Here is a 17107-nt window from a genome sequence, read left to right as displayed (position 1 = left end):
GCCACTGCCACTGCTGGAGTTGCTATGAGCACCGCCATGAACACCGCCGCTGTCCGCCCTGCCGCGGCGTTGACCTTGGACCGACGGCACGTGCGAACGCTCGACGAACTGCGCCGTGCCCTCGGTACGGCGGGACCGGGCACGGTGATCACCGTTGCCGACGGCATCTACCAGGTACCGGCCGGGCAGCCGATCGCGGTCACCGGCCTGCGCGGCCGCCCGCACCGCCCGATCGTGATCCGCTCGGAGTCGGTCGGGGGCGCCGTACTGACCGGTGAGCAGAGCTTCGTGTTCACGGGGGCGTCGGACATCACGCTGGAAGGCTTCGCGTTCCGGCAGAGTACGACGTTCGAGCTGCCGCCGGACTGCCGCCGGATCCGGCTCACCCGGAACGACTTCCAGCTGGCCGATATCGAGGGCGTGCACTGGGTGATGGTGCGGGCCGACCACACCACGCTCGACCACAACGCGTTCCACGGGAAGACGACGCTCGGGATCTATCTCGGCATCGAGGGCGCGGGGGACGATCAGATGGCGCAGGGTGTGCATGTTTATCGCAATCATTTCAGCGACCACAGCTTTCCTGGTGACAACGGCGGTGAGCCGATTCGGCTGGGCGTCAGTCCGCGGGCGCTCTCGACGGCGGGCGCGATCATCGAGTCCAACCTGTTCGAGCGCGCGAACGGCGACCCCGAAGCGATCTCGGTGAAGTCGTCGGGCAACGTGATCCGGCACAACACCATCCGCGACAGCCTCGGCGGGATCGTGCTGCGGCACGGCAACGGCAACCGGGTCGAGGGCAACTACCTGCTGTCGGGCCAGAACGGGATCCGGATCTACGGCAACGACCACCAGATCGTCAACAACTACCTTTCCGGCATCGCCGGGACCGGCATCGTGCTCGGCAGCGGTAGCGTTCGCGACCACTTCCCGGGGGAGCCGAAGACCTCGCGGACCGGCAACGACGCGCCGGACAACGTCCAGATCGCGCTGAACACCATCGTCGACTGCGACAACGCCGTGGCGGGTGAGAGCAAGCGGACCCTGCCGCCGCTCGGTTGCACGATCACCGACAATCTCCTGGTGGGCGATCGAGGACAACTGATGAACATGCCATTCCCGGACGGCGTGACCTGGTCGGGCAACCTGCACTGGGGCGCGGCCACCGACGGGAACTCTCCGGTGGGCGGTTTCCGCCGGGCCGACCCGCTGCTGGTCGCCGGTCCGGATGGCATCCGCCGGCTCGCCAAGGGCAGTCCGGCGATCAACGCGGCCACCCAGACCTACTCCGATATCGACACCGATATCGACGGCGACCGGCGTACCGGGCGGGCGGATGTAGGCGCTGACGAGTACTCCCGCCGGCCGCACTGCCGGCGGCCGCTGACCCCGGGTGACGTCGGCCCGCACGCCTCATGAGTACGCCGCCGGAGACGGCGGACGTGGTCGCCCCGACGACGCAGGCCGACCAGGAGCTGATCCGGGCTCAGCTGGACCGGTTGCGGCTCGACCTCGTCGTGGCGGCCCGGATCACCAAGGTGCACCGGGGCTGGTCACGCCCGCTGCTGCCGGATCCGTTCTCGCGCCTCTACCTGATCCTCGAGGGCGAAGGGCGGCTGGTGGTGGGGGACAAGGAGCTGTTCCCCAAGCCGGGGGAACTGTGTTATCTCCCGGCCGACGTCCCGGTGTCGTACGAGACGATCAGCGACAATGTGTTCCGCAAGCACTGGCTGCACTTCTCGGCGCTGATCGGTGACCGCGACATCGGTGAGGTGCTCACCTTGCCGAACATCGTGCAGAGCAAGTCGCCCGACGAAGCCGCCCTGTTGTTCGAGCAGGTCGGCGCCGCCGACCGCGATCCGCCCGGGCTCGCGGCGCCGCTGCGGGTGCGGTCGGCGCTGACGGCCCTGTTCGCGCACTACCTGGACAGCGCACCGCCCGGTGCGATCCGGCTGGCGCAGCAGACCACCAGCGAGACCAGCGTCGCGCAGTACATCCAGGAGAACCTCGGCCACGCACTGACCGTGGAAGTCCTGGCCGCCCACTTCGGGCAGGACCTGGCGAGCTTCGTCCGGCGGTTCCGGACCGAGTTCGGTCTGTCGCCGAAGCAGTACATCAAGCGCACCCGGATCGAATGGGCTCAGCGCGAGCTCACCACCACCAACCGCCCGATGGAGGAGATCGCGGCCGCTGTCGGAATGGACCAGTCGTACTTCTCGAAGGTCTTCCGCCAGGTCAGCTCGGTCACGCCGAGCGAGTACCGAAAGCTGTACCGCCCACGCAGTTGAGGAGACTCGTCATGAAACGTCGTACTCTCTTGGCCGGTGCCGTCGGCGCGATCGGCGCCACGGCCGTCGCGGTCAGAGCCGCGGACGCCCGCGAATCCGCACTGGTCACATCACTGTCCCAGCTCCAGTCGGCCATCAACTCGGCCACCGCCGGCACCACGATCACGCTGGCCAACGGCTCGTACGCCGTCGGTACCAGCGGCATCACGATCACCGGCCGCAACGGCACCACCACCTCGCCGATCGTCATCCAGGCCGAGACCAAGGGCGGGGTGACGCTGACCGGCACGAAGAGCTTCGTGTTCTCGAACTCGTCCAACATCACGATCAGCGGCTTCATCTTCAAGCAGACCACGTCGCTCGACCTCGCGGCGACCGCGAGCCGGATCCGGCTGACCCGCAACGAGTTCGCGCTCGGGTCGGCCGCCAGCCACTCGGTCGTCGTACGGGGTAACGACGTGAAGATCGACCGCAACATCTTCCGGGACAAGACGACCGTCGGCTGTTACCTGGTGATCGACGGTCCGACCAACGACCCGGCGAACGAGAACATCGCGCAGCGCACCTACATCCTGCGCAACCACTTCCGCGACCACAGCTTCAGCGGCGACAACGGCGGCGAACCGATCCGGCTCGGCGTCAGCAGTCGGGCGCTGGCCGACGCCGACGCGACCGTCGAGTACAACCTGTTCGAGCGGGTGAACGGCGACCCCGAGGCGATCTCGATCAAGTCGTCCGGCAGCACCATCCGCTACAACACGATCCGCTCGTCGAAGGGCGGCATCGTCCTGCGGCACGGCAACGGCAACCGGATCGAGAGCAACTACATCCTCGGCGGCGAGAACGGCATCCGGATCTACGGCAACGACCACCTCATCGTGAACAACTACGTCGACGGCGTCACCGGCTCCGACAGCGCCGGCATCGTCCTCGGCAGCGGCAGCGAGCGGGACCACACCCCCGGCGAGTCCGACACCGACCGCAAAGGCAACGACGCCCCCGACCGGGTCGTCATCGTCCTCAACACCCTGCGCAACAACACCGCGGGAATCGCCGGCGAAAGCCAGCGCACCGTCCAGCCCCAGTCCTGCCAGATCCGCGACAACCTCATCGTCGGCACCAGCGGCAACCTGACCGACCTGCCCTACCAGTCCGGCATCACCTTCTCCGGCAACATCCTCTGGGGCTCCGCCTCCAACGGCACCATCCCGTCCGGCGGCTTCACCCGCGCCGACCCGAAGCTCACCGCCGGCTCCGACGGCGTCTATCGCCTCGGCTCTGGCAGCGCCGCCATCAACGCCACCACCGCCAACCACGCCACCCGCGTCACCGACGACCTCGACGGCCACGCCCGCACCGCGCCGTACGACGTAGGTGCCGACGAATACACCACCGCCGCCCCCGTCCGCCGCCCCCTGCTCCCCACCGACGTAGGCCCCAACGCCACCTGACCCTCCCCGCAAATGGAACGGATATCCGTCCGAGTTGCCCCTTCTCAGCCCGTACACGGGGGGAAGAAGGGGCAACACCAGCGGATATCCGTTGGTGTTGCTGGGGTGTCAGACGAGGGTGGGTTGGGAGTTGCCGGCTTCGGTGATGCCTCGGCGCATGTCTACTCGGCTGAGGAGGACGAGGCCGACCAGGAAGAACAGGCCTAGGGCGACGATGGCTGGGCGGTAGGAGCCGGTGAGTTGGTGGACGAGGCCGAAGACGAGGGTGCCGAGCCAGGAAGTGCCGCGCTCGCCGGCCTGGTAGAGGGAGAAGTACTCGGCTTCGCGGCCCTTGGGGATGAGCTGGCTGAAGGCTGAGCGGGACAGCGCCTGGGTGCCGCCGAGGACGATGCCGATCGCGACGCCCATGGCCAGGAACGGCGCCACCTGGCGTGCGGGGAGCATGAAGCCGGCGATGACGATCAGCATCCAGACGACGAGGCCGCTCATGATCGTGCGCTGGGTGCCGAAGCGGCGCGCGAACCGGCCGAAGGCGAGGGCGCCGAAGAACGCGACGAACTGGACCAGCAGGATGGTCATGATCAGGATCTGGGTCTCGAAGCCGAGCTGCTTCTCGCCGTACGTCGAGGAGACCGAGATGACCGTCTGGATGCCGTCGTTGAAGAACAGGTACGCGACCAGGAACAGCAGCGTCACCGGGTAGGCCTTCATATGGGTGAGCGTCGCCGCGAGCTGACCGAAGCTCTGCTTGATCAGGCTCCCGCTCCGCACCGGTACGACGTTCGCCGGCGGACGGTTGCGCAGTTTCACGAACGGGAAGAACGTGAACGCGCCCCACCACAGCCCCGCGCTCAGCAGGCTGAGCCGAACGGCCGTGCCCTGACTGAGACCGAGCGCCTCATGCGCCGTGACGACCCCGAGGTTGATCGCGAGCAGAATGAACCCGCCGAGGTACCCGAACGCCCACGCCCGCGACGACACGTCGTCGCGATCGTCCGGCGGCGCGATGTCGATCAGGATCGAGTCGTAGACGACCAGCGACGACCCGAGGCACAGGTTGCCGATGAACAACAGCAACGCCCCGAGCTCCCACCGCCCGCCGCCCACGAAGACCATGCAGCAGGCCGCCAGCGCACCGGCCCACGCGAAGCCGCACATCAGCAGCTTCTTGCGCTCGAGCCGGTCCGCGATCGCCCCGACCACCGGCAGGAACAACGCCGAGATCAACGTCGCGACCGTGACCACGTAGAACGCCAGTGAGCCTGGCGAGATCCCCAGTCCCAGTACGTCGAGATTCGTGTGACACGGCCTGTCCGCCGTACCGACGTACCCGCACGCCGCGGTTTCCGCGACCGACGTCAGGTACGGCGCGAACAACACCGTCCCGACCGTGGTGACATAACCGGAGTTGGCCCAGTCGTACAGGCTGAAGCCCCAGTACTCCCGCTTGTCGACGCCGGCGGGGGCGGAGAGAAGTCCCATGCGCAGAGTGTGTCAGCTCCGAGAGTCCGCCGCCGCCAGCCCGGCCTTCACGGCCACTGGCCGCGTTCGGTCAGTACGTCGCGGAGGAGGTCGGTGCGGTCGGTGATGATGCCGTCGACGCCGGCTTCGAGGAGGCGGCGCATGGTGGCGGGGTCGTCGACGGTCCAGACGTGGATCTGTTTGCCGGCGGACTGGGCGCGATCGATCAGGCCCGGGGTGAGGACGCGGAGGGACTTGTACTTCTCGGGAATCTGCAGGCAGGCGCCCTTCGACGGCAGGGCGATCGGCAGGAACCGCAGGAGCGCGATCTCGATCTCGCCGTAGCCGGTGCAGAGGCGGGGACCGAGCAGTTTGCGGATGCGGCGGACGCGGGACTGCGAGAACGACGAGACGCAGATCCGGTCGATCGCGTTCGCGGCCCGCAGTACGTCGGCCGCCGGGACCAGGCCGTTCTCCGCCTTGATGTCGAGGTTGAAGCGGATGTCCGGAAAGTGCTCGAGCAGTTCGTCGAGGCGGGGGATCGGCTCGTGGCCGTTGATCTTGGCCTTGCTCACCTCCGACCAGGGCAGCTCGGCGATCACGCCGGTGCGGTCGGTGACCCGGTCGAGGACGGAGTCGTGGAAGGCGATCACGACACCGTCGCTGGTCGCGTGCAGGTCGGTCTCGAGGTAGCGGTAGCCGAGGCCGACGGCGTGCTCGAAGGCGTGCAGCGAGTTCTCGTACCCGATCAGGTCCGGGTGTTTGGCGCCGCCACGGTGCGCCATCGCGATCGGACCGTCGTGGTCGAGGTAGGGGTACACGTCAGGAATTATGTACCGTTTGGCTGGTGACGGTACTCAGCCCCCGCCCAGACCTGTGGTCCCTCGACCCGTCCGTGGTGCACCTCAACCACGGCTCGTGGGGTGCCGTTCCGCGCCGTACGCAGGAGGTCCTGAGCGCACTGCGCGCCGAGGCCGAGGCGAACCCGATGGTCTGGTTCCGCTCGGTGGCGGCGCGGCTGACCGTCGCCCGGCTCGAGCTCGCTGCCTTCCTGCAGGCCGACCCCGACGGCTTCGCCCTGGTGCCGAACGCGAGCGCCGGCATCACCGCCGCCTTCGCCACGGTGCCCGTCCCGCGCGGCAGCCGCATCGTCACCACCAACCACGTGTACGGCGCCTCCCGGTACGCCGCCGAGCGGGTCGCGCGGGCACAAGGTGCGGAACTGTTCGTGGTCGACCTGCCGATGCAGGCGGACGACGACACCGTGGTCGCGCTGATCGAGCCCGCCCTGACCGGCGCTTCGGTGCTGCTGATCGACCACATCAGTGCCGCGACCGGCACGATCCTTCCGGTCGCACGACTGGTCGAGCTCGCGCACGATCGCGGCGTACCGGTTGTCGTGGACGGCGCGCACGCGCCCGCGCTGATCGACGCGCCGACCGGCGACGGCGCCGACTTCTGGACCGGCAACTTCCACAAGTGGCCGGCCGCACCACGGGCGACCGCCGGGCTGGTCGTCGCCGAGAAGTGGCGGCAGGCGTCGTACCCGCTGATCGCGTCTTGGTCCGAGTACGACGAGCGGCTGCCGGAGCGGTTCGACATGCAAGGCACGCAGGACTACGCGCCGTGGATCGCGGCGCCGGAGTCGCTGCGCGTGCTGGCCGACCTGGACTGGCCGGTGCGCCGGCCGCAGATCACCGCGATGCTCGAGGAAGGTGCGCGGCTGGTCGCCAAGGCGCTCGGTACGTCGGTCGGCGAGGTGGCGAATGCCGCGCCAACCCTGCGGTTGGTGGAGTTGCCGACCGCGGTCACCGACGCCGAAGCCCTGAAGGCGCACGTCTCCCGCGAGCTGCAGATCGAGATCACGCTGACCGGCTTCGAGGGCCGCAGCTTCGTGCGATTGTCGGCGCACGCGTACAACCAGCCGTCGGACTTCGAGAAACTGTCGGTGGGGCTTCCTAGAGTCCTCGCGTGAACGATATCGAGGGCTCTTACAACACCGCCGCGACCGACTACCACGCCATGCTGAAAGACCTCGTCGGCAAAGGCGTGGCCGAGCGCGTGATGCTCACATACTTCAGCGAGAAGGTCCCGCCCGGACCAGTCGGCGACCTCGGCTGCGGCACCGGCCGCATCACCGGATACCTGGCCGAGGCAGGCCTGGACGTGTTCGGGATCGACCTCACGCCCGGCATGATCGAGGTCGCCCGTAAGGCTTATCCCGAGCTGCGGTTCGAGGTCGGCTCGATCTTCGAGCTCGACCTGAAGGACGGCGAGCTGGCCGGGGCGCTCCTGTGGTACTCGCTCGTCCACACACCGACCGAGCAGCTCCCGGCCGCCTTTGCCGAGGTCCACCGGGTGCTCCAGCCCGGCGGCACTCTTATCTACGGCTACAAGGCGGCGCCGACCGGCTCGGGGGCGGTGCCTGTAGGCAACACGGCTGCATATCACCTCACGACGGCGTACGGGCACGACGTCGCTCTCGACGTCTTCGTGCAGGAGCCCGCGGAGGTCGCGAGTCTCCTCGCCGCCGCCGGCTTCGAGGAGATCGCCACGCTCACCCACGCTCCTGAGTGGGGTGAGAAAACGCCGCAGGCCTACAACCTGGTCCGCAAACCACTCAGCCTTTGACCGCTCCCGACGTCATGCCGGCGACGATCTGCCGGTTGAAGAACAGGAACATGATCAGCGGCGGGATCGTGATCAGCAGGATGTTCATGAACAGCAGGTTGTACTGCGTTGAGTACTGACTGGAGAAGTTGTACAGCGTCAGCTGGACGGTGGCGTTCTTGTCGCCGGGCAGGAAGTAGAGCGGGTTGACGAAGTCGTTGAAGACCGCGACCGACTGCACCACCACGACCGTCACGACGACCGACCGCAGCAGCGGGAAGATCACCCCGAAGAACAGCCGCAGCGGTCCGGCGCCGTCGATGATCGCGGCCTCGTCGAGCTCGCGCGGGATCGTCGACACGAACGCGCGGAACAGCAGAATGCAGAACGACAACCCGTAGGCGATCTCGATCAGGATCAGCCCGGGCATGGTCCGGAACAGCCCGAACTGCTGCAGCACCCAGATCGTCGGTACGACGGCCGGCGGGATGATCAGCCCGGCCAGCACCAGGAAGTTGATGAACGGGTTCCAGCGGCTCTTGCGGCGCTGCAGGACGAATCCGGCCATCGCTGCCAGCACGACCATCCCGGCCACACTGGCCACTGTCAGGATGGTCGAGTTGATGAACGCGATCACCAGCATGTAGTCGCGGGCCTGGACCACCTCGATGAAGTTCTGCACGAAGCGGAACTGGTGCGGCCAGGAGAAGTCGAGCAGCGCGGACTGCTGCCGGTCCTTGACCGCGGTCAGCACGATGAACGCGAACGGGACCAGGAACACCACCACCGAGGCCACGATCGCCACCGCGCTGAGCGCGAGTTTGCGACCCGGCCGGTGGTTGACCAACTCCGCCGTACTCACAGCTCCACCTCCCGCCGGTTCAGGAACCACGTCAGCGGAAGCACGACCGCAGTGACGACGACGAACAGTACGACGTTGCCCGCCGTCGACAGACCGTAGAAGCCGGCCTGGTACTGCTTGTAGATCACCGACGCGATCACGTCCGAGGTGAACCCCGGCCCGCCCCGCGTCATCGCCCAGATCAGGTCGAACGACCGCAACCCGCCGATCAGCGACAAGATGATCACCGTCACGGTGGCCGGTCGTGACAGCGGGAGCACGATCCGCCGGAACGTCTCCCACGAACCCGCGCCGTCGACGCGCGCGGCCTCGACGTACTCACGGGGGATCGAGACGATGCCGGCGATGTAGATCAGGGTGGCCAGGCCGACGCCCTTCCAGACGTCGACCGCGGCCACTGAGAGCAACGCCCACTTCGGATCGGTCAGCCAGCCCGGTCCGTCGATCCCGATCACGCTCAACGCGCCGTTGATCAGGCCGCGTTCGGGGTTCATCAGGACCGTGAAGGTGAGCCCGACACCGATCGTCGAGACCAGCACCGGGAAGAACACCACCGACCGAAGGTAGCCACGGGCAACGATCTGCGACGTGAGCAGCACCGCCAGCAGCAGCCCGAGGACGACCTTCGACCCCGACGTGACGACCGCGTAGATCAAGGTGTTCGTGAAGCCCTTGACCAGCGCCGGCTCCTGGAAGAACAACTTGAAGTTGTCGAACCCGATGAACTTCGACTCGAACAGGCTCCACCGGGTCAGGCTGAAGTAGAGCGAGGCGAAGGTCGGGACCAGGAACAGCACGCCGTAGATCAGCGCGGTCGGCAGGTAGAACCAGTTCGAGTAGGGGCGGTACACCCTCACCATCCCGCCAGTCCCAACTGCTGCGCCTGCTTCTTCACGTCCTCGTCGTACCGGGCGGCACCGTCCTTGGCCTTGCGGATGCCCGAGCCGACCTCGACCGTGATCTGCTCCAGCGACGGACCCTTGACCGGCGACAGGAACTCCAGCGCGAGGCTGGACCCGCCCGGCTTGTCGAGGTACGGCTGCATGTCCTTGATCGCCTGCGGTACGTCGTCCGGCAGCGTGCAGCCCTTGACCGCGTACGGCCCGGTCGGCGCCGCGGCCTTGGACAACGAGGCGCATCCTTCGGGACTGGCGAAGAAGGCGAGGAACTTCTTCGCCGCCTCCAGCTTGTCGCCGGTCGTGGTCTTCGGGATGTAGTTGGCGCCGGGCGTCCAGACGGTCAGCCCGTTCTTGCTCGCGTCGTCACCAGGCAGCGCGAAGAGGCCGACGTTCTTCGCCGCGTCCGGGTAGGTCGAGACCATGTTCGCGACGACGCCGGACAGGTTCGGGTAGTGCGCACCCTTGCCCTGGGCAAGCATCCGCAGGCCGTCGGGGAGCTTGGCCGAGGCGAAGTCCTTGTTCTCGTAGCCGGCGTCGTGGACGGCCTCGGTGTGCTCGAAGCCCTTCAGCGCGGCCGGCGACGTCGCGTACTTGGCCTGGTTCTTCGTGTAGCGATCGGCGAAGTCGGGCTCGGCGGCGGCCACGTTGTGGAAGTCGCCGAGCACGAACAGCTGCGAGGTCCAGGTCTCGCCGTACGTCTGGATCACCGGCGCGACGCCGCCACCGGCCGCCTTGATCTTGGCGTTGTTGGCCATGAACTCGGCCCACGTGGTCGGGACCTTCAGGCCGAGCTTGGTGTAGACGGGGATGTTGTAAAGCACCCCGCCGCCCATGAAGCCGCCACCCGGTACGCCGTACACCTGGCCGTCGGCGGTGACGGTCTTGGTGAAGTTCTCGTCGAGGTCCTTGATGTACGGCTGGTCGCCGAGCGGGACCAGGTTCTTCTGCGGCGCGATCGCCTGGAACAGCGAGCCGGTGTTGTAGTTGAACACGTCCGGCATGTCACCGGTCGCCAGCCGGGTCTTGACGATGTTGTCACCCTCGCTGCCGGCCGGCCGGGTCTCGGTCTTGATCGTGATGCCGGGGTTCTTCGCGGTGAAGTCCTTGACCAGCTGCTCGGCGGTTTTGATGTCCTGGTCCTGATTACCGATCAGATAGGTGATCGTGACCGAGCCCCCGCCGCCCGAGTCGCTGCTGGAACCGAGACTGCCCGCGCTGCACGCGGTCAGGGCGAGTGAGCCGGCCGCCAGTACGGCGACGGCGGCTCCTCGCATGCCTGGGCGGAACGTCATCATGACCTCCTAGGGGAATGCTGCGATGGGTCAGTGATTGAGAAGGGACTCGAGGGCGGCTCGGACTGCGGCCGGATCACCGGCGGCTTCGGCCAGTGCGGATGCGGGCTGGTCGAGGTACCGCTCCAGCCGAGCGGCGAGTAACGCGTCGTCCGCCGCGAAACCGCTCTCTCGCGCTCCCGCGACCACCGCGTCCCAGCTCGCTTCGTGATCGATCAGCTGGCGCACAGTCGGTTCGGCCGGCAGTTCCGGCTCCGCGACGTACGGGTCGGTGGCGGTCCATTCGTGCGTGCCGTGGCCGACCTCGACCGCGTCGCTCGCCCCCGGTACGTCGACTCGCGCCCGAGCCCCGACTGGAACGGTCACCGAGAGCGCTATCTCGCCGTTGCTCCGCGTCCACGCGACCGCGGCCTCGCCGTACGGCGTGAGGTGCTTGGCCGAAGCGCTGGTGAGTTGGCCGGTGATCAGCGGGCTGATCGTCAGAGAGCGGAATCCCGGTGTTGCCGGGGCGAGGCCGGCGACGCGGCGATGCATCCAGTCGGCGACCGCGCCGAGGGCGTAGTGGTTGAACGAGGTCATCTCGCCCGGGTTGATGCTGCCGTCGGGGAGCATGCTGTCGTAGCGCTCCCAGACCGTTGTCGCGCCCATCGTCACTGCGTACAGCCAAGACGGGCAGTGTGTCTGCAGCAGAAGCCGGTACGCGAGGTCCGCATGTCCGGTATCGGCCAACGCGTCGGCGATCAGCGGCGTACCGACGAAGCCGGTGCTGATCCGGAAGGCCGCCGTACGGACCAGGTCGGCGAGCCGCTCGGCGGCGCGCTGCCGCTGGTGTTCGGTCGGGAGCAACGCCCACTGCAGGGCGAGCGCGTAGTTGGTGGCGGCGTCGCTGAGGACGCGTCCACCTTCGGTGGTGTACTCGGCCGCGAAGGCCTGGCGGACCCGCGCTGCAAGATCGGCGTACTCGCGGGCGACCTCGGTGTCACCGACGACCTCGGCGGCCAAGGCAACAACCTCGGCCGACCGCGCCAGGTGTGCGGTCGCGAGTACGTCGGGGTCAGCCTTGGCGCGGAACGGGTCGTCCGGCGGCGCGGTCGGGTCGAGCCAGTCCCCGAACTGGAAGCCGCCTGACCACAGAAGGTTGTCGCCGGCCAACGCGGTCAGCTTGTCCACCCAGGCCCGCATGCTCGGCAACTGCCGGGCGAGCAGTGCAGCGTCACCGGTTCGGTTGTAGAGCACCCACGGCACGATCGTTGCCGCGTCACCCCAAGCGGCCGTGGCCGGCTCCGGATTGCGCAGTACGTCGGGGATGACGAACGGCACCGAACCGTCCTTCAGTTGCTCGGCCGACAGATCCGACAGCCAGTTGCCGAGGAACCCGGCGGTGTCGAACAGGAAGCTCGCGGTGGGGGAGAAGACCTGGATGTCCCCGGTCCAGCCGAGCCGCTCGTCGCGCTGCGGGCAGTCGGTCGGAACGTCGACGAAGTTGCCGCGCATGCCCCACACCACGTTCTCGTGGAACTTGTTCAGCAGGTCGTTCGACGACTCGAACCATCCGGTCCGCCGCAGATCGCTACTGACCACGACCGCGGTCAGGTCTTCGACCTGAAGCCCCGGTACGCCGGTCACTTCGGCGTACCGGAAGCCGTGGAAGGTGAGCGGGGAGTCGAGCACAACCTCGTCCGGCCCGGCCAGCACATAGGAGTCCGTCGCCTTGGCCGAGCGGAGCGGACGAACGCCGAGCTCGCCGTTCTCGAGAACCTCGGCATGCCGGACAACGACCTCGTCACCGGCCGCTCCACCGCGGACGGTGAGCTGCACACGGCCGACGAGGTTCTGCCCGAAGTCGATCAGCGTCTTGCCGCTAGGAGACGTGGAGAGCGCTATCGCCGGGACTCTGTCGACGATGCGGACCGGCGGGCCGTCCGGTGCGACGAGGAGACCGAGATCGGCGTCGAGCACGTCGACGGGCGAGTCGGCTCCTGGGGTCCGGCGCAGGTCGGTCCGCTGACCGTCGTACAGGTCGTCGGCGAGGATCGCGCTCTCTCGCGCGGTCCAGCTCTCGTCGGTGCCGAAGGTATGGACCTGGCCGTCGCCCGTCGTGACTTCGAGTTGCGCGAGGACGGCCAGCCGGGTGCCGTACACCTGACTCTGCTCACGGAAGCCGAGCCGACCGCGGTACCAGCCGTTGCCGAGCAGGAACTCAAGCTCGTTGTTGTCGCCGGCATGCACCTGGTCCGTCACGTCGTAGGTCTGGTAGCGCAGGCGATGCTGGTACGCCGTCCAGCCCGGTGCCAGTTCGTCGTCACCGACGCGGCTGCCGTTGAGCTCGGGCAGGTAGATGCCGTGCGCGGTGACATAGAGCCGCGCCTTGGTGATGTCACCCGGCAGGTCGAGGGTTGCGCTGAGCAGGGGAGCGGGCGAGCCGAGCGCGTTGTCACGTGGGCTGATGAAGCGCGCGCTCCAGTCGTCCGGACTCAGCAGACCGGCTTCGACGCTCGCCGGTTCGCTCCACCCACTCCAATCGCCGGCACCGCGAACACGGATCCGTACGTCGGCCCGTTCGCGCGAGGCCAGTGGCTCACCAGGCCACGGGACCAGCACTTGGTCGGCGGACTCCACGACGTACGACTGCTTCGTCGTACCGGTGATCTCGACCTCGTAGGCCGTCTGGGCGTAGTCGTCGGGTGCGGTCGTGGTCTGCCAGGACAGCCGGGGGCTGGCAGTGCCAATTCCGAGCGGAGTATCGGTCCGATGTTCGAAGCGGACGCGGCTCGGTGCGGCGAGATTCGGCATGAGGCTCCAACCGTTGCGAATGAAACGATTCAGAGTCAGCTTGCTGTGGTGGAGCGCCGAGAAATAGTCCGGAGTGCACGAGTCCTAGCACGAAATGAACCTCGGCCCCTATCGTGAGGCATGGCCGACGAGCCGGTACGGACCCGAGGAACCCTGCTGCACTTCGTCGAGGGGGCGATCGTGCACGCGGGACCACATCTGCACGCCGCTTCGCACCCCGCGCACACCCACAGTTTCTTCGAGGTCGCGCTGGTGATCGGCGGCGAGGGCGTGCACCACAGCCAGGCCGGCCGGCAGCGGCTGCGGTTCGGTGACGCGATCCTGTTGCGGCCGGGAGTGTGGCACGAGTACGAGGACTGCGAGGACCTAGTGGTCTACAACTGCTGCTTCTCGGCCGACCTCGTACGGCGTGAGCTGGCCTGGACACGGGAGGATCCGCTGCTCGGCTATCTGCTCTGGACGGGACCCTTCTCTGCGCAGCGTCGCGGCGTGCTCAGCACACATCTCGAAGGCGAAACCCTGGCCGAGGCCCGGCGCCATCTGGACGGGCTGCGGTCCTTGCGGGACCAGCCGCTGGGCCGGCATCGCGGTGACCTGATCGGCTGGCTGTCGCTATACCTCAGCTGCCTGGCCCGGACCGTTGCCGAGCGCGACGACCTTCACGAGCAGACGCATCCCGCCGTACTGGATGCGATGCGATTACTGGAGGCTGACCCGGCGCGGCAGTGGACGCTGACCGACTTGGCCCAGGCGCTGCACCTCGCGCCCGGCTACCTGGTGCGGTTGTTCAAGTCGGCCACGGGCCTACCGCCGATGGCCTATCTGTCCCGGCATCGCGTCGAGCTGGCGGCTGTCCAGTTGCTCCACACCGACCTGCCGGTGAGCCGGATCGGGGAGTCGGTCGGCTGGCCCGACCAGAACTACTTCGCGCGTCGCTTCAAGTCGCACTTCGGGCTGAGCGCAAGCACGTATCGACAACGTTTCAATACGCCGAAGCTCACTTCCGGCTCTCGATGAGTACCGCGAGGCCGTCCAGAATCCGCTCGAGACCGAACTCGAGTCCTTCGTTGTTCTGATTGCTTGATCGCAGCGCCGCGGCCAGGCTCGGGAAGCGCTCGGCCTGGGTCGTGAGGATCGTGGCGAAGGTGCCGAGGAAGGCCTCCTCGGTCAGGCCGGCGCGGCCGCCTGGCAGGGAAGCGGTCTGGAGGGCGAGCGTCCGGACGTGGCCGCTCAGCACCAGGATCGCATCGAACTGCTCACTGCCGCTCAGGCCGGAATCGGTCAGCGCGCGGACACCATGCTCCATCCAGGTCAGCTCGTTCGGGCCGACCGGGCGGCGGCCGACGGTTGTCAGCAGCAACCATGGATGCCGGTTGAAGCCCTCGTAGAGGTCCATCGACCACGTCCGCAGCGCCTCGCGCCAGGGCTGTTCCGGCCGCTCCGGGGGAGTGCCCATCGCGAGATCACTCATCACCGCGACCAGCTCGGTCTTCCCGGGAACATGCCGGTAGAGCGCCATCTTGGTGACCGGAAGATCGTCGGCGACCCGCTGCATCGAGACCGCGTCGAGCCCTTCGGTGTCGGCGATCCGGATCGCGGCCTCGGCGATCCCGGCCAGCGTGACCGCGGGCTTCGGGCCGCGACTCGGCGGCTGGGGCGTTCCCCACAGCAACTCGGTCATCCGGAAAAGCCCCTTCCCTGATCGGTTGATCTGTGTCTACCATACACATTATTGTGTCCACCGGACACAGTTAACTGAACGAGGAGCTGAGCATGAAGATTCTGGTGTCGGGTGCGAGCGTGGCGGGGCCGTCGGTCGCGCTCTGGCTGGGCCGTGCGGGCCACGAGGTGACGGTCGTCGAGATTGCGCCGACCCTGCGCAAGGGCGGGTACGCCGTGGACTTCCGCGGCGAGGTCTTCCTGACTGTCCTGGAGCGGATGGGCGTTCTGGGGGAGCTGCGGAAGCGGCAGACCGGTGGGAGCGCGATGCGGTTCGTGGACGCGTCGGAGAAGCAGCTGATGCGGCTGCCACCCGAGTTCGCCGGCGGGGAGCTCGAGGTACTGCGCTCGGACTTGTCCCAGGTGTTGTACGAGCACGGTCGCGACGTGGCGGCGTACCGGTTCGGGGACTCGATCGCGAGCCTGCACGAGACGGCCGGCGGTGTGGACGTCACGTTCGAGAGCGGACTGGAGGAGACGTACGACCTGGTGATCGGTGCCGACGGCATGCATTCGGTGGTGCGCAGGCTGGCCTGGCCGGCCGAGCGGGTGACCGAGCGTCACCTCGGGTACTACGTCGCGGGCTGGGAGGTGCCGAACACGATCGGTGCGGTCGAGGACTCGCTGCTCTACAACGTGCCCGGACGGATGGCGAGCGTCAGCGCCGACCGACGGGATCCGGCGCTGGCTCAGACACTCTTCGTGTTCAAGTCACCGGTGCTCGCCTATGACCGGCGCGACCGCGACCAGCAGAAGGCGATCGTCCGCGAGCACTTCGCCGGACTCGGCTGGCGAGTGCCGGAGCTGCTCGAAGGGTTGCCCTCAGCAACAGAGTTGTACTTCGACTCGATCAGTCGCGTCCACGTCGATCGCTGGTCCACTGGCCGGATCGTCCTGCTCGGAGACGCCGGGTACGGCGCGACCTTCGGCGCACTCGGCACCGGTACGGCGGTCGTCGGGGCGTACGTGCTGGCGGGGGAGCTGGCGGCCGGCAACTACCCGGGCGCGTTCGAGCGCTACGAGTCGCGACTGCGCAAGGCAGTGTCGACGACGCAGGACGGCAGCCAGGCGGGCCGCTTCCTCGCACCGCCGTCCAGGTTCGGCATCACAGCCCGGAACCGGATGCTGAGCAACCGGTTCCTGATGGGGCAGATGATCAAGATGGCTCAGAAGATGAGCACCCTGATCGAACTGCCGGCCTACTCGATGCAACAGGGCTCAACACAACAAGGTTCAGCCGAGCAGGGGCAGCTTGTGCAGGAATGACTCCCAGGAGTCCGGCAGCCAGCCGGGCACGCCGAGCACGGCCAGGTAGAGCCAGATCGCGACCAGCACGCAGCAGAACAGCGCGACGGTACCGAGCGCCTTCAGCCAGGCCGGCTGCTTCCCGGTCCAGGCGGTCAGCTCCTTGACCCAGTCCTTGACCTTGTAGAGCAGCCGCTGGGCCCACTCGAACTCGCTGGCCAGGACCGCCAGACCCGCGATGAACAGCGGGATGCCGCCCGGACCCGGCAGCCAGCCGGTCAACGGCGCCGCGATGATCAGCACACCGCCGACCACGCCCACCACGATGCGGTAGATCAGGTGCTTCTTCGGATTCGCCCGGATCCGGCGCCGCCACTCCCACCGGTCGTCGTCAGCGTCCAAGGTGACGTTGTGATCAGTGCGGTCGGGACTCTTGTGCTGCTCGGCCACGCCACCACACTACGTGCTGATCCGGCCGAACTCCCGG

General features: G+C 67.6%; 15 protein-coding genes. 7 read left to right on the top strand and 8 right to left on the bottom strand.

Annotation, left to right across the window (positions count from 1 at the left end; translation table 11 throughout):
* Positions 1-24: 24 nt before the first annotated feature.
* From ABZS29_RS37305 to ABZS29_RS37295, 3 genes are read left to right on the top strand one after another with little or no spacing between them, the layout of a single operon-like run.
* Complete coding sequence (locus ABZS29_RS37305) at positions 25-1419, top strand: polysaccharide lyase 6 family protein (protein ID WP_355469586.1); 1395 nt, start codon at positions 25-27, stop codon at positions 1417-1419.
* Complete coding sequence (locus ABZS29_RS37300; RefSeq protein ID WP_355469584.1) at positions 1416-2288, top strand: AraC family transcriptional regulator; 873 nt, start codon at positions 1416-1418, stop codon at positions 2286-2288. Before ABZS29_RS37305 ends, ABZS29_RS37300 begins: the two co-directional genes overlap by 4 nt.
* A gap of 11 nt (positions 2289-2299) precedes the next feature.
* Positions 2300-3739 carry a polysaccharide lyase 6 family protein gene (locus tag ABZS29_RS37295; protein ID WP_355469582.1) on the top strand — a complete coding sequence of 480 codons (1440 nt, stop codon included), beginning with the start codon at positions 2300-2302 and terminating at the stop codon, positions 3737-3739.
* A 108-nt stretch (positions 3740-3847) separates the two neighbouring features.
* Here the strand turns inward: ABZS29_RS37295 and ABZS29_RS37290 are convergent, their stop codons facing one another.
* Positions 3848-5221 (bottom strand): MFS transporter, encoded by a 1374-nt coding sequence (locus tag ABZS29_RS37290; RefSeq protein WP_355469581.1) that lies wholly within the window; start codon positions 5219-5221, stop codon positions 3848-3850.
* 47 nt (positions 5222-5268) lie between these two features.
* Positions 5269-6021 (bottom strand): glycerophosphodiester phosphodiesterase, encoded by a 753-nt coding sequence (locus ABZS29_RS37285; RefSeq protein WP_355469579.1) that lies wholly within the window; start codon positions 6019-6021, stop codon positions 5269-5271.
* 26 nt (positions 6022-6047) lie between these two features.
* Between ABZS29_RS37285 and ABZS29_RS37280 the strand changes: the two genes are divergently transcribed.
* On the top strand, positions 6048-7175 hold the full coding sequence (locus ABZS29_RS37280) for an aminotransferase class V-fold PLP-dependent enzyme (protein WP_355469577.1): 1128 nt from the start codon (positions 6048-6050) through the stop codon (positions 7173-7175).
* The gene (locus ABZS29_RS37275) at positions 7172-7831 is read left to right on the top strand and encodes a class I SAM-dependent methyltransferase (RefSeq protein WP_355469575.1); all 660 of its coding nucleotides are present in this window, start codon (positions 7172-7174) and stop codon (positions 7829-7831) included. Before ABZS29_RS37280 ends, ABZS29_RS37275 begins: the two co-directional genes overlap by 4 nt.
* Here the strand turns inward: ABZS29_RS37275 and ABZS29_RS37270 are convergent.
* The 4 genes from ABZS29_RS37270 to ABZS29_RS37255 are packed head-to-tail and all read right to left on the bottom strand — an operon-like array spanning position 7821 to position 13656.
* Positions 7821-8672, bottom strand: a complete 852-nt coding sequence (locus ABZS29_RS37270; RefSeq protein WP_355469573.1) for a carbohydrate ABC transporter permease — start codon at positions 8670-8672, stop codon at positions 7821-7823. The two genes, ABZS29_RS37275 and ABZS29_RS37270, sit on opposite strands and share 11 nt — an antisense overlap.
* Positions 8669-9532 (bottom strand): sugar ABC transporter permease, encoded by an 864-nt coding sequence (locus tag ABZS29_RS37265; RefSeq protein ID WP_355469571.1) that lies wholly within the window; start codon positions 9530-9532, stop codon positions 8669-8671. The genes ABZS29_RS37270 and ABZS29_RS37265 overlap by 4 nt, the downstream gene beginning before the upstream one ends.
* Positions 9526-10863: an extracellular solute-binding protein gene (locus ABZS29_RS37260; RefSeq protein WP_355469569.1), complete on the bottom strand. Its 1338-nt coding sequence runs from the start codon at positions 10861-10863 to the stop codon at positions 9526-9528. Before ABZS29_RS37260 ends, ABZS29_RS37265 begins: the two co-directional genes overlap by 7 nt.
* A gap of 30 nt (positions 10864-10893) precedes the next feature.
* Positions 10894-13656, bottom strand: coding sequence for a family 78 glycoside hydrolase catalytic domain (locus tag ABZS29_RS37255; RefSeq protein ID WP_355469567.1), 2763 nt, complete (start codon positions 13654-13656; stop codon positions 10894-10896).
* Between the two features lie 120 nt (positions 13657-13776).
* On the opposite strand from ABZS29_RS37255, the gene ABZS29_RS37250 reads away from it, so the two are divergent.
* Complete coding sequence (locus tag ABZS29_RS37250) at positions 13777-14673, top strand: AraC family transcriptional regulator (protein ID WP_355469565.1); 897 nt, start codon at positions 13777-13779, stop codon at positions 14671-14673.
* Here ABZS29_RS37250 and ABZS29_RS37245 read toward each other — a convergent pair.
* Positions 14654-15337, bottom strand: coding sequence for a TetR/AcrR family transcriptional regulator (locus ABZS29_RS37245; RefSeq protein ID WP_355469563.1), 684 nt, complete (start codon positions 15335-15337; stop codon positions 14654-14656). The genes ABZS29_RS37250 and ABZS29_RS37245 overlap by 20 nt on opposite strands.
* A gap of 92 nt (positions 15338-15429) precedes the next feature.
* Between ABZS29_RS37245 and ABZS29_RS37240 the strand changes: the two genes are divergently transcribed.
* On the top strand, positions 15430-16641 hold the full coding sequence (locus tag ABZS29_RS37240) for an FAD-dependent monooxygenase (RefSeq protein ID WP_355469561.1): 1212 nt from the start codon (positions 15430-15432) through the stop codon (positions 16639-16641).
* Here ABZS29_RS37240 and ABZS29_RS37235 read toward each other — a convergent pair.
* Positions 16609-17070, bottom strand: coding sequence for a PGPGW domain-containing protein (locus ABZS29_RS37235; protein ID WP_355469559.1), 462 nt, complete (start codon positions 17068-17070; stop codon positions 16609-16611). The two genes, ABZS29_RS37240 and ABZS29_RS37235, sit on opposite strands and share 33 nt — an antisense overlap.
* Positions 17071-17107: the final 37 nt, after the last annotated feature.

It is taken from the genome of Kribbella sp. NPDC005582 (genome assembly GCF_040605415.1).
Lineage (GTDB): Bacteria > Actinomycetota > Actinomycetes > Propionibacteriales > Kribbellaceae > Kribbella.
This window is presented reverse-complemented; position numbering and strand designations above follow the sequence as displayed.